The sequence below is a fragment of the Mycolicibacterium novocastrense genome (genome assembly GCF_001570485.1).
In the GTDB taxonomy this organism is placed as follows: domain Bacteria; phylum Actinomycetota; class Actinomycetes; order Mycobacteriales; family Mycobacteriaceae; genus Mycobacterium; species Mycobacterium novocastrense.
In genome coordinates, this window is the sequence record NZ_BCTA01000028.1 from 310,160 (window position 1) to 323,015 (window position 12,856).

The following is a 12,856-nucleotide window of genomic DNA, read 5'->3' on the forward strand; positions in this document are numbered from 1 at the left end:
TCACCCTACGGGTGAGCGTCGCGCGTCCGGTATCCGTCTCCGGTTGCCACCAGCACCTCACCGGTGGGCGGGCTGCCGCAGGCCCGGTCGCATCCGACGAAGTGCCGGTGGCCCGCGGCCGGCTCGTCAATGGCCGCGACGGCGTCCGCTCGGACGTCGGCGCGCGAATGCTCACAGCCGGGACGTCCCGTGCACGCGCTGACCGACAGCCAGGGCGAGTTCTCGTCGAACACCAGTCCCAGCGGCGCGAGCACGCGCAGCGCGACGTCGGCGACGTCCTCGGCGAGGTCGAAAACGAGCACCGAGCGCCACGGCGTGATCACCATCGGCGCCTCGATCGCGGCGAGAAACTCCGCCGTCCGGGAGGGCAGCACACCCAGCGGGACCGCGGCACCCAACGCTATGCGGCCGTCGTGCTGTTCGAGCCAACCGACGGGCGGCCGGGTGACCGCGGGCCACGTCACACCCGGGTCCACGGTCGGCGACAATCCGCCCAGCAGCACATCGGTATCGCTGAGTTCCTTGACGCGCCAAGCATTCCCGCGTATGGCGGCGAAGCGTCGGGCCACATCCACCATCGTCGACACCGCTGTGCGCATCCGCAGCCGCACGCCGGTGTCGCGCCCGGCCACCAGCAGTGCCGCGTCAGCGGCCTCGACGTGCACGCCGACGTCGGGGGCAAGACCGGAGATGTCGCCGCGCCCGTCGTCAATGCCGAACAGAAAGCGCCCGGGCAGCGTGGCCAGGTCCGCGTCGGCCTGGATGGCGCCGTCGAGTTCGCTGATCAGCCCACGGATGTCGGCGGTCGCTCCCACCCGTCCCGACAGCGGTGAGGCGACGATATTGCGCACGCGCTCGTGGGTCGGCGAGGGGAGCAGCCCCGCCGCGGCCACGGCCTCGGCGACCGCCCCGGTGTCGGTCACGCCGCGAATCTGGAGGTTGCCCCGCGACGTGAGTTCCAGCGTGCTTGCACCCCAGTCGGTGGCCGCCCGGGCCAGGGCCTCCAACTGCGCGGCGGTGATCAGCCCGCCCGGCAGCCGCACCCGCGCCAACGCGCCGTCCGCCGCCCGATGCACCTGCAGCGCACCGGGGCAGGCGTCCTGGTCGCGGATCCTGGCCACGAGTTCACGGTAGTCCGCGGGTGTCTGCCACGAACACGGGCAGCACGACGGCCGTGATCAGCTGGCCAGGGCCGCGGTCTGCCCGCTGCGGGCACTGATCACCGCCGAATATGCCGAGGCGTCGCCGACGACGGCGCGACTGGACCTGCCGTGGATGTCGACCGGGATGTCCCCGGCCAGGGTGATGCGATTGAGCCTGCGGTACTGGTCGTCGTAGTCGGCGACGGCGTAGTGCTGGGTTGCCCGGTTGTCCCACACCGCGACGTCGCCGAGTTGCCAGTCCCACCGAATCGTGTGCTCCAACTTCGTGATTCGCGCCTGGAGCAAATTGAACAGGGTGGCCGACTCGGTTGATCCGAGCCCGACGAAGTTCTTGACGAAGTGGCCGAGCAGCAGCACCCGCCTGCCGGTCTCCGGGTGTACGCGGACCACGGGATGCTCGGTTTCGTAGTAGTCGGAGACGAATTCATCGCGATACGACTGCTGCTCGGCGGTGGGCGCTGCGTACGGCTCGTCGTGCAGTGTGGCGTAGTCGTACTGGTTGGTGTGCACGGCCCACAGGTTCTCGGCCAGCGCTGCCAACGGCGCCGGAAGACGGTCATACGCGGCTTCGGTGCTCGCCCACGTCGTCGTGCCGCCGTACGGAGGCAGCGTGATGGCGCGCAGGATGGACGCTTTCGGGATCCGGTCGACGAACGTCACGTCGGTATGCCAGCTGTTGGCCTTGTCGTAGCGGGAATCGATGGGCAGGAAGCGCTCACCGCACGAGGTCACGGTCGGGTGTGCGGCGGTCGGGGTGCCCAATGCCTGCGCGAAGGCGAGCTGACCGTCGTCATCCAGGCCGTGCTGGTCGCGGAAGAAGATCACCTTGTGGTCGAGCAGGGCCGAGTTGATCGCCGACGCGGTTCTCGCGTCGACTCCAGCGCTGAGGTCGACGCCCTCGATCCGGGCGCCGATGTGAGCGCCGAGCTTGACCACCCGCAGAGATGACGGCACGGGGAACCTCCAAACGATGCATGAAACGTGGTGCTCACATTCGTCTCCGGGAGGTGTGACGCCAACCGTTGGACTCAGCGCGAATCGAACCGGGCAGGTGTTTCGGCTGGATCAAGATCGGGTAGCTCACCGCCGTGAGGGCACTGTGGGACTACATCTGGGCCCACCAAGCGCAGCTGGCGTTCGACTCCTACCAGCACGTCAGTGCGGTCGTCCAGAGTGTGCTCATCGCGACGATCGTCGGTGTGGTGATCGGTGTGCTGACCTACCGCAACCCGATGGCCGCCAACCTCGCCACCGCGACCTCCAGCGTGATCATGACCGTCCCGGCGTTCGCGCTGCTGGGCCTGCTGATCCCGTTGTTCGGGCTCGGCGTGGTACCCAGCATCACCGCGTTGGTGCTGTATTCGCTGCTGCCCATCGTGCGCAACACGATCGTCGGCCTCAACGCGGTGGACCCTGCGCTGACCGATGCGGCGCGGGGCATCGGGATGAGCAGGCTCGACACCCTGGCCCGAGTGGAACTGCGGCTGGTGTGGCCGTCGATCCTGTCGGCCATGCGGATCAGCACCCAGATGTCGATGGGCGTGCTGGCGATCGCGGCCTACGTCAAAGGACCGGGGCTGGGGAACCTGATCTTCACCGGGTTGGCGCGGGTGGGCAGCCCGACGGCCCTTCCGATGGCGCTGGCCGGAACGCTGCTCATCGTCATCCTCGCGCTCGCACTCGATGCGGTGCTCGTACTGATCGGCCGCCTCACCACGTCGAAAGGCATTCGATGACAGGGCATTCGAAGGCAGAGAACATCGCGTCGGAGGACACTAGCTCGAACGGCAGCACCGGGGTCCGCATCGTGCTGGACCACGTCTCCAAGGTGTATCCCGGTTCCGACCGCCCCGCGGTGGACGACGTGTCGCTCGAGATCCCCGCGGGCGAGATCGTCGTGTTCGTCGGCCCGTCGGGCTGCGGGAAGACGACGATGATGCGGATGATCAACCGGCTCTCGGAGCCGACGTCGGGGACGATCATGATCGGCGACAACGACGCGATGTCGATCCGTCCGACCGAACTTCGCCGCTCGATCGGCTACTCCATCCAGCAGGCGGGTCTGTTCCCGCACATGACGATCCGGCAGAACGTCGGCCTGGTGCCCGGTCTGCTGCGCTGGGACCGCAAACGCATCGCCGAACGGGTCGACGAACTGCTCGACATGGTCGGGCTGGAACCGGGCCAGTACGCCGACAGGTATCCGCGTCAACTGTCCGGCGGGCAGCAGCAGCGTGTGGGCGTTGCGCGCGCGCTGGCGGCCGACCCTCCGGTTCTGTTGATGGACGAACCGTTCGGCGCCGTCGACCCGATCACGCGCAGCACGCTGCAGGATGAACTTCTGCGGTTGCAGGGTGAGCTGCGCAAGACCATCGTCTTCGTCACCCATGACTTCGGTGAGGCCGTCAAACTCGGTGATCGGATCACCGTGCTGGGCAACCAGTCCAAGGTGCTGCAGTACGACACTCCGCAGAACATCCTGGCCAGTCCCGCCGACGACACGGTCGCCGGTTTCGTCGGGTCCGGCGCGTCGCTGCGCCAACTGGGCCTGATGCGGATCAAGGACGTCGAGCTACGGCCGCATCCTTCGGTACGCCAGACGGATTCGATTGATGATGTCCGGAAGACGTTGGCGGGCAGTGAGTTCGATTGGGCCGTTGTGCTCGACGACCGTGAGCGCCCGGTCAGTTGGGTGCGGGAGAGCAAGCTCGAGCACGCGACCGCGCTCGCCGACGTCGTCGAAGCGCTCGACGTGGTCAGCACGCAGTCCACCCTCGAAGACGCGCTGGAGGCCATCCTCGCCCAACAGCATGCGTCGGCCGTGGTGGCCGGCCCGGGCAGCCGGTACGCCGGTGTGGTCACGCTGGACACGTTGATCGACACGATCACCTGGCTGCGGGCTTCGGCGCAGGCCGACACGGACGGACGACCATGACCGCGGTCACCGATACCGCTCAATCGGCGCGCGCCAATCCGGGCGAGCGCAGACGACTGCTCATCCAGCCCGTCTTGGTGCTGGTCATCGCTGCGGCCGTCGTGTTCTGGGCGTTCAACCGCGACCTCACCGCCACCCAGCAGGAGAACATCAACCCCGGCAACATCGCCACGCTGATCTGGCAGCACCTGTTGATCACCGTGGCGGTCACCGCGATAGTGCTCGCCATCGGTGTTCCGCTGGGAGTGCTGGTCACCCGCCCCGGCGCGAAACTGCTGCGGCCGTTGTTCATGGGCGTCGCCAACATCGGTCAGGCGGCACCGGCGATCGGGCTGCTGGTGCTGCTGTTCCTGTGGACCGGTCGGACCGGGTTCTGGATCGGCGTCCTTCCGATCGCGCTGTACTCACTGCTGCCGGTGCTGGCCAGCACCATTCTCGGCATCACACAGGTGGACCGGTCGCTGGTGGACGCCGGGCTGGGACAGGGCATGTCGCGACGCTCGGTGCTGACGCGGGTCGAGCTGCCGCTGGCGATCCCGTACATCCTGGCCGGACTGCGCACGTCGCTGGTGCTCGCCGTGGGAACCGCAACGTTGAGCTTCCTCGTCAACGCCGGCGGATTGGGGATCCTGATCGACACCGGCTACAAGTTGCAGGACAACGTGACCCTGATCCTGGGAAGCGTGCTCGCGGTGTGCCTTGCCCTGCTGGTCGACTGGTTGGGCGGGCTGGCCGAGTTCTACCTCAACCCCAAGGGCCTTCGATGATCCGCCGGACCATCGCCGCGCTGGCTTGCCTCCTGCTGACCGGGTGCGGCCTGGGCGCGGGCAGCACCGTGCCGCTGAAGGTGGGGCCGGGTTCCATCCAGCCCGTCGCCGCACTCGAGGGAGTGCGAATCACGGTGGGCTCCAAGGAATACACCGAGCAGGTGATCCTCGGTTACATCCTGGAGTTCACGTTGGCCGCCGCGGGTGCCGACGTGCGTGACCTCACCGGCATCGTGGGTTCCCGCAGCACCCGGGAAGCCCAGTTGTCGGGTCAGGTCGACGTCGCCTACGAGTTCACCGGCAACGCATGGATCAACTACCTGGGGCACGAGAAGCCGATCCCCGACAGCCGCAAGCAGTTCGAGGCCGTCCGCGATGAAGATCTGGCCCGCAACGACATGGTGTGGTTGCCGCCAGGACCGATGGACGACACGTACGCGTTGGCGGCCGGCAGGGCGGTCGTCGAACGGACCGGCGTGCGTACGCTTTCGCAATACGCCGAGCTGGTCAAGCGCGATCCGGCGGCGGCGCGTACGTGCGTCGACACCGAATTTCGGGCCCGCCAGGACGGCTTCCCCGGAATGGCGGCGGCCTACGGGTTCGATCCGGGGCGGGCGCAGACGCCGGTACTGCAGGTCGGCATCATCTACCAGGCCACCGCGGACGGCACGCAGTGCGACTTCGGTGAGGTGTTCACCACCGACGGCCGCATCGCCGCGCTCGACCTCATCGTGCTCACCGACGACAAGCAGTTCTTCGCTCACTACAACCCGTCGGTGACCATGAAACGCGCCTTCTACGAAGCACATCCGCAGATCGCGGAGGTCACCGCGCCGGTGACGGCGGCGCTGACCAATGAGGCGATCATGGAGATGAACAAACAGGTCGACGTGGAGGGCCGCGACCCGAGCGAGGTCGCGCGGGACTGGATGGTGGCCCAAGGTTTCGTCACCGTCCCGTAGCCCCGATTGCGACGACAACCGCGCTGGTCAGGCGTACCCTTCCGGTAGCCGAAGGGGGTCCGATGGCAGACAAACGCGCAGTGAGAATCGCGATCGTGGGCGCCGGCATGTCGGGCATCTGTATGGCGGCCAAACTGCAGGACGCGGGTATCGACACCTTCACGATCTTCGAACAGGCCGACGAGGTCGGTGGCACCTGGCGCGACAACACCTATCCCGGCTTGCACTGCGACGTGCCGTCACGCTTCTACTCGTATTCGTTTCAGCCGAATCCGGGGTGGTCACGGCTGTACTCGCCGGGGGCGGAGATCCAGTCGTACTTCCATCAAGTCGCCACCGACCGGGATGTCATGCCGCACATCCGGTTCGGCACCCCGGTCGAATCGGCACGCTACGAGCGCGGCCGGTGGGTGCTTACCACCGCAGGGGGAGAAGAAGATTATGACGTGCTCATCACGGCGACCGGCGTCTTGCGAGTGCCGCGTTATCCCGACATCCCTGGGTTGACGAACTTCGCCGGACCTCGCTTTCACTCCGCCCGTTGGGACCATTCGGTTCTCCTACAAGACAAGCGCATCGGTTTGATCGGCACCGGCTCCTCGGGTGTGCAAATCGCCGCCGAACTCGGCGGCAGGGTCAGACGGCTCGTCGTTTTCCAGCGCACACCCCAGTGGGTGTTTCCGACTCCGAACCTTCGCTACTCAAAGCTCACGAAGACGCTGCTGCGCCGCTGGCCGCAACTATGCATGATCGGATATCGATTCTGGCAGAACGTATTCGAGCGTATCCCGGCACGCGCAGTTGTCGAACCAGGCTGGCAGCGACGGGTCATGGTGGCGCTGTGCCGACTGAATCTGCGGTTGTCGGTGCGAGATCCCGAACTGCGCCGCAGGCTCACGCCGAGCTATCACCCGCTGTGCAAACGGCAGGTCTTCGCCGGTCATTACTACCAATCGCTGCAGAAGCCTGGCGTGCAGGTCGTGAGCGATGCAATCGACCGCATCGAGGCGACGGGCGTGGTCACCGCGGACGGGACGCACCACGAACTGGACGTGCTCGTACTGGCCACGGGGTTCGACGCCCACGCCTACGTTCACCCGATGACCGTGATCGGCGAGCGCGGGTTAACGCTCGAGGAGGCCTGGGCCGAGGGTCCGCACGCCTACCGGTCGGTCGCAGTACCGGGCTTCCCGAACATGTTCATGCTGATCGGGCCACATTCGCCGATCGGCAACCAGTCGCTGGTCATCATCGCCGAGACCCAGGCCGATTACGTGCTGGCCTGGCTGAACCAGATCCGTCAGGGCGGTGTCGTCGCGGTGGGTCCGACCGACATGACGACCAAGGAGTACAACGAGGACATGAAAGCCGCTATGCCACAGACGGTTTGGGTAACCGGCTGCAACAGCTGGTATCTGGGGAAAGATGGGCTCCCCGAGCTTTTCCCGTGGCGGCCCGAGGAGCACCGCAAGCTGTTGCATGCGCCGGTACCCGCAGACTTCGAGATCCAGTCCACCTAACGTGACGGCGATCACACTAGAACCTCTAGTGATCCGTGCCACACAAGTCGGTCTCATATCGCCGCTGACGTCGTAAGTTCCGGGTTACTGCACGCGTGTGCAGTAAGCGTCAGGAAGGAACGACGATGTTCGAACTCATCGTGTTCGGTGCTCTTCTGGTCGTACTCATCGCCGCCCTCGGATTGCCTTATCCGCAGAGCACCTACGGCCGCTGGAACCGCCCCTAGCCATCCTCCCGCAGGTGCCGCGAGCGGGCGTGTCTGCTGCGTGACACGCCGCGAAATCTCGGCATCACCGCACGCTCGGCGCCCGCCGACCGTGCGCAAACTGTCGCGATAACGCGGTGTGTCTTGAGCAGACACGCACCGTCGGCGCACGGGGAGTGGGCAGGAAACCGGCGTGGGGTAGTAATGGGGGGTGGCTCAGCCGTCTCGCGACCCCGCCGTCTTGCTCCTGTCCACCTCGGACACCGACCTGATCACCGCCCGGTCCAGCGGCGCCAACTACCGGTGGGCGAACCCGTCGCGACTGGTGGACGGCGAACTCGGCGAACTGCTGCGCGGTACGGACATCGTGGTGGTGCGCATCCTCGGGAGTTACCGCGCTTGGCAGGACGGCATCGACGAGGTGGTGGCCAGCGGAGTGCCCGCGGTCGTCGTCAGCGGCGAGCAGTCGCCGGACGCGGAGCTGATGCGGCATTCGACCACGCCCGCCGGGGTCGCGCTGCAGGCGCACGTCTATCTGGCTCAGGGCGGCGTTTCGAACCTGCGCCACCTGCACGCGTTCCTGTGCGACACGGTGTTGATGACCGGCTTCGGGTTCTCCCCACCCGAGAGCACGCCCCTGTGGGGAGTGGTGCCCCGAGACGGCGGCGGCGACGGTCCCACGGTCGCGGTGCTCTACTACCGCGCGCAGCACCTCGCGGGCAACACCGCCTACGTCGAGGCGCTCTGTGATGCGATCGAGGATGCCGGTGGCCGTGCGCTGCCGGTGTTCTGCGCGTCGCTGCGCACCGCCGACGCGGACCTGCTCGAGTTGCTCGCGACGGCCGACGCGCTGATCACGACGGTGCTCGCAGCAGGCGGCGCCACCCCGTCGAGCGTGTCGGCCGGCGGCACGGATGACGCGTGGAACGTCGCGCATCTTGCGGCGCTGGATGTCCCGATCCTGCAAGGGTTGTGCCTGACGAGTTCTCGGGCTCAGTGGCAGAACAACGACGACGGACTCTCGCCGCTCGACGTCGCGACGCAGGTCGCCGTGCCGGAGTTCGACGGACGCATCATCACGGTGCCGTTCTCGTTCAAGGAGATCGACGACGAGGGCCTGACCTCATACGTGCCCGATCCTGAACGGTGCGCGCGCGTCGCCGGGCTGGCCGTCCGCCACGCCCGGCTGCGGTCGATCCCGCTGCAGGACAAGAGGATCGCGGTCGTCTTCTCCGCCTACCCGACCAAGCACGCCCGCATCGGCAACGCCGTCGGCCTCGATACGCCCGCCAGCGCCATCGCGTTGCTGCGCGCGATGCGCGAGCACGGCTACCGCATCGACCATGTCCCGGGCCTGGACGCCGGCGATGGGGACGCGCTCATCCACGCGCTGATCGAACGCGGCGGCCAGGACCCCGACTGGCTGACCGAAGGGCAGCTCGAGGGAAACCCGATCCGGGTGTCGGCCAACGACTATCGCGAATGGTTCGCCACGCTGCCCGCCGAGCTCACCGATGCGATCGTCGAGCACTGGGGTCCGCCGCCGGGGGAGATGTTCGTCGACCGCAGCGCCGATCCGGACGGTGAGATCGTCATCGCGGCCCTGCAGGCGGGCAACGTCGTCCTGATGGTGCAGCCGCCACGCGGTTTCGGCGAGAATCCGGTCGCGATCTACCACGACCCGGATCTGCCGCCGAGCCACCATTATCTGGCCGCGTACCGGTGGATCGAGTCGGTGTTCGGTGCCGATGCGGTCGTGCATCTCGGCAAGCACGGCAACCTGGAGTGGCTGCCGGGTAAGACGCTTGGCATGTCGGCGGCCTGCGGATCCGATGCCGCTCTGGGCAGCCTGCCGCTGATCTACCCGTTTCTGGTCAACGATCCCGGTGAGGGCACCCAGGCCAAGCGTCGCGCGCACGCCACCCTCGTCGACCATTTGATCCCGCCCATGGCGCGCGCCGAAACCTACGGTGACATCGCGCGTTTGGAGCAGCTGCTCGACGAGCACGCGAATGTGTCGGCACTCGACCCCGGCAAGCTGCCCGCGATCCGCCAGCAGATCTGGACGCTGATGCGCGCCGCGAAGATGGACCACGACCTCGGCCTCGAGGAGCGGCCCGAAGAGGACTCGTTTGACGACATGCTGCTGCATGTCGACGGCTGGCTCTGCGAGATCAAAGACGTTCAGATCCGCGACGGCCTGCACATCCTCGGCCAAACGCCAAGCGGGGAGGACGAACTGGACCTGGTGCTGGCGGTGCTCCGGGCCCGTCAGCTGTTCGGCGGCGAGCAGACGGTGCCCGGACTTCGCCAGGCACTCGGCCTCGCCGAGGACGGCCACGACGAACGCACCGCCGTCGATGCCGCCGAAGCGCAAGCCCGGAAACTGGTGGCCGCGCTGCAGGATTCGGGATGGAACTCCGAGATGGTCGACACGTTGACCGACAACGCCGACGTTGCCGCGGTGCTGCGGTTCGCCGCCACCGAAGTGGTGCCGCGGCTCGCGGGCACGGCAGAGGAGATCACCCAGATCCTTCGGGCGCTCGACGGACGTTTCATCGCCGCCGGCCCCTCGGGGTCACCGCTGCGCGGGCTGGTCAACGTGCTGCCCACGGGGCGCAACTTCTACTCGGTCGACCCGAAGGCGGTGCCGTCGCGGCTGGCGTGGGAAACCGGTGTGGCGATGGCCGATTCGCTGCTGGCCCGGTACCGCGACGACTACGGCGACTGGCCGCGGTCGGTCGGTCTGTCGGTATGGGGCACATCGGCCATGCGGACCGCCGGTGACGACATCGCCGAGGTGCTCGCCCTACTGGGTGTGCGCCCCGTGTGGGACGAGGCGTCGCGGCGAGTGGTCGACCTCGAACCGATCGCGCTGGCCGACCTGGGCAGGCCCCGCATCGACGTCACCGTGCGCATCTCCGGGTTCTTCCGGGACGCCTTCCCGCACGTCGTCACGATGCTCGACGACGCCGTGGCGCTCGTGGCCGGACTCGACGAAGCAGCCGAGGACAACTACGTCCGTGCGCACGCCCAGGCCGACCTCGCCGAGCACGGCGACGAGCGCCGGTCCACCACAAGGATTTTCGGCTCGAAGCCGGGCACGTACGGTGCCGGGCTGCTGCAGCTGATCGACAGCCGCAACTGGCGCGACGACGCCGACCTCGCCGAGGTGTACACGGCGTGGGGCGGATTCGCCTACGGCCGCGGTCTGGACGGAGCCGCCGCCAGCGACGATATGAGCCGGCAGTACCGCCGGATCGCGGTGGCGGCCAAGAACACCGACACCCGCGAACACGACATCGCCGATTCCGACGACTACTTCCAGTACCACGGCGGCATGATCGCCACCGTTCGTGCGTTGACCGGCAAGGACCCCGCCGCCTACATCGGCGACAACACCCGACCCGACGCCGTGCGCACCCGCACCCTGTCCGAGGAGACCACCCGGGTGTTTCGCGCCCGCGTGGTCAACCCGCGCTGGATCAACGCGATGCGCAGGCACGGCTACAAGGGCGCGTTCGAGATGGCCGCCACGGTCGACTACCTGTTCGGCTACGACGCCACCGCCGGCGTGATGGCGGACTGGATGTACGAGCGGCTGTCGGCGGAATACGTGCTCGACGACGAGAACCGCAAATTCATGACCGAATCCAATCCGTGGGCGCTGCACGGTATGGCCGAACGGCTCCTGGAGGCCGCCGACCGCGGTATGTGGGCGGCACCCGAACAGGCGACGCTCGACGGATTGCGCAAGGTGCTGCTGGAGACCGAAGGCGACCTGGAGGGCTAGGTTGGTGTCGTGTCTGCCACCTTTGCCGATGTCGCGAAATCCGAGTACATCCTGCTGACCACGTTCACCAAGGACGGCAGACCCAAGCCGACACCCATCTGGGCGGTGCCCGACGGCGACGGCCTGATCGCCATCACGCAGGAGAAGTCGTGGAAGGTCAAGCGGATCCGCAACACCCCACGCGTGACCATCGCGCCGTGCGACATGCGCGGCAACCCCAAGGGCGAGGCCGTCGACGCCGTCGCGGCTGTTCTGGACAAGTCGGCCAACGGCGCGACTTACGACGCCATCGGCAAGCGCTACGGGCTGCTGGGCAAGACGTTCAACGTTTTCTCCAAGCTGCGCGGGGGAATGAAGAACAACGTGACCATCGAGATCAAGCCGGGCTGACCATGGCTGACACGTTCGGCGACGTCGCCCGCTCGAAGTACATTCTGCTGACCACCTTCACCAAGGACGGCAAGCCCAAGCCCACCCCGATCTGGGGTGCGCCCGAGGACGGCAAGCTGCTCGTCATCACCGACGACGGGTCGTGGAAAACCAAGCGCATCAACAACACTCCGCGGGTGACGATCCAGAAGTCGACGGCGTTGGGCAAGCCGAAAGGCGGTCCGGTGGAGGCCGTCGCCAGGGTGCTGCCCAAGGAGGAGACCCGCCGCGTCTTCGACAAGGTCACCAGGCGCTACTGGTGGCACGCGTGGTGGTGGATCCCGCAGGCACTCTTCCGTGGCGGCATCGACAAGGTTCACATCGGAATCGAGATCAAGCCCGCGGGGTAGCCGTCAGGTGTTCGCCGAAAAATCCGAACACCCGCGCCCAGGCGTCGTTGGCCGCCGCCTCGTTGTAGCCGAACCCGGTGATCCGCAACAGCGGTTGGCCCGGCAGCTTGTTCGCGAAGCTGTGCCCGGCGTCCGGATACACCTTGATGTCTGCCGCAATACCCTTGTCCGCGACTACTTTTCGCAACTTGTCCGCCGCACCGATGCCGATCGGGTCGCGCCTGCCGAAGCTCGCGACGATCGGGCACGCCCCGGTCAGCGTCTCGTCGAGACGGCGGGGGAGCGGGGTGCCGTAGAACGGTGCCGACGCGCCGAACCCCTGCGGCGACATCACCAGCGCGAACTGCCCGCCCATGCAGAAGCCGGCGATGCCGACCGCGCCGGTGCACTCGGGCAGGCCCAGCACATGGTCACGGGCGGCCAGGATGTCGTCGAGCGCGCGACCGCGCTTGGAAAGCAGTTCGCGGAACACCCGGGTGATGCAGCGGGCCCGGCCACCGCGCGCGTACAGGTCGGGAGTGATCGCGATGTAGCCTGCCTCGGCGATGCGCGCCGATATCGCCTCGTTGTCCGGCCCGTAGCCGATCGCGTCGTGCACGACCACGACCGCCGGCCACGGACCCTCGCCACCCGGCGTCGACAGCAACGCGTCGATCGGACCGCCCGGTGTATCGATCTTGATCGTGGCCACACCGCCAATCTACGGAACCCTCGAGGCCGTCCGGACGTTT

General features: G+C 67.3%; 11 protein-coding genes. 8 read left to right on the forward strand and 3 right to left on the reverse strand.

The genetic code is table 11. The features are described 5' to 3' along the window. Positions 1-5 precede the first annotated feature (5 nt). Together cobG and RMCN_RS12110 are read right to left on the reverse strand one after the other, a co-directional pair. Positions 6-1,121 (reverse strand): precorrin-3B synthase, encoded by a 1,116-nt coding sequence (gene cobG / locus RMCN_RS12105; RefSeq protein ID WP_067389291.1) that lies wholly within the window; start codon positions 1,119-1,121, stop codon positions 6-8. Positions 1,122-1,178: 57 nt separating this feature from the next. Further along, a complete protein-coding gene (locus tag RMCN_RS12110) occupies positions 1,179-2,117 on the reverse strand; it encodes a TauD/TfdA dioxygenase family protein (protein ID WP_067389292.1) in 939 nt (312 codons plus the stop codon). A 134-nt stretch (positions 2,118-2,251) separates the two neighbouring features. Here RMCN_RS12110 and RMCN_RS12115 point away from each other — a divergent pair, with 134 nt between their 5' ends. From RMCN_RS12115 to RMCN_RS12150, 8 genes are all read left to right on the forward strand, one after another. Next, entirely contained in the window at positions 2,252-2,899 is a 648-nt protein-coding gene (locus tag RMCN_RS12115) for an ABC transporter permease (RefSeq protein ID WP_064414137.1), read from the forward strand. Continuing rightward, a complete protein-coding gene (locus RMCN_RS12120; protein ID WP_067389295.1) occupies positions 2,896-4,098 on the forward strand; it encodes an ABC transporter ATP-binding protein in 1,203 nt (400 codons plus the stop codon). The genes RMCN_RS12115 and RMCN_RS12120 overlap by 4 nt, the downstream gene beginning before the upstream one ends. Beyond that, entirely contained in the window at positions 4,095-4,865 is a 771-nt protein-coding gene (locus RMCN_RS12125; RefSeq protein ID WP_064414139.1) for an ABC transporter permease, read from the forward strand. Before RMCN_RS12120 ends, RMCN_RS12125 begins: the two co-directional genes overlap by 4 nt. Beyond that, positions 4,862-5,827, forward strand: coding sequence for a glycine betaine ABC transporter substrate-binding protein (locus tag RMCN_RS12130; protein ID WP_067389298.1), 966 nt, complete (start codon positions 4,862-4,864; stop codon positions 5,825-5,827). Before RMCN_RS12125 ends, RMCN_RS12130 begins: the two co-directional genes overlap by 4 nt. A gap of 62 nt (positions 5,828-5,889) precedes the next feature. Beyond that, a complete protein-coding gene (locus tag RMCN_RS12135; RefSeq protein WP_067389301.1) occupies positions 5,890-7,347 on the forward strand; it encodes a flavin-containing monooxygenase in 1,458 nt (485 codons plus the stop codon). 417 nt (positions 7,348-7,764) lie between these two features. Continuing rightward, positions 7,765-11,346, forward strand: a complete 3,582-nt coding sequence (gene cobN / locus RMCN_RS12140) for a cobaltochelatase subunit CobN (protein ID WP_067389304.1) — start codon at positions 7,765-7,767, stop codon at positions 11,344-11,346. 9 nt (positions 11,347-11,355) lie between these two features. Then, positions 11,356-11,736, forward strand: a complete 381-nt coding sequence (locus RMCN_RS12145; RefSeq protein WP_067389307.1) for a PPOX class F420-dependent oxidoreductase — start codon at positions 11,356-11,358, stop codon at positions 11,734-11,736. A 2-nt stretch (positions 11,737-11,738) separates the two neighbouring features. Continuing rightward, positions 11,739-12,125 (forward strand): PPOX class F420-dependent oxidoreductase, encoded by a 387-nt coding sequence (locus RMCN_RS12150; protein WP_067389310.1) that lies wholly within the window; start codon positions 11,739-11,741, stop codon positions 12,123-12,125. Here RMCN_RS12150 and RMCN_RS12155 read toward each other — a convergent pair. Beyond that, complete coding sequence (locus RMCN_RS12155) at positions 12,109-12,816, reverse strand: dienelactone hydrolase family protein (protein WP_064414145.1); 708 nt, start codon at positions 12,814-12,816, stop codon at positions 12,109-12,111. The two genes, RMCN_RS12150 and RMCN_RS12155, sit on opposite strands and share 17 nt — an antisense overlap. Positions 12,817-12,856 lie beyond the last annotated feature (40 nt).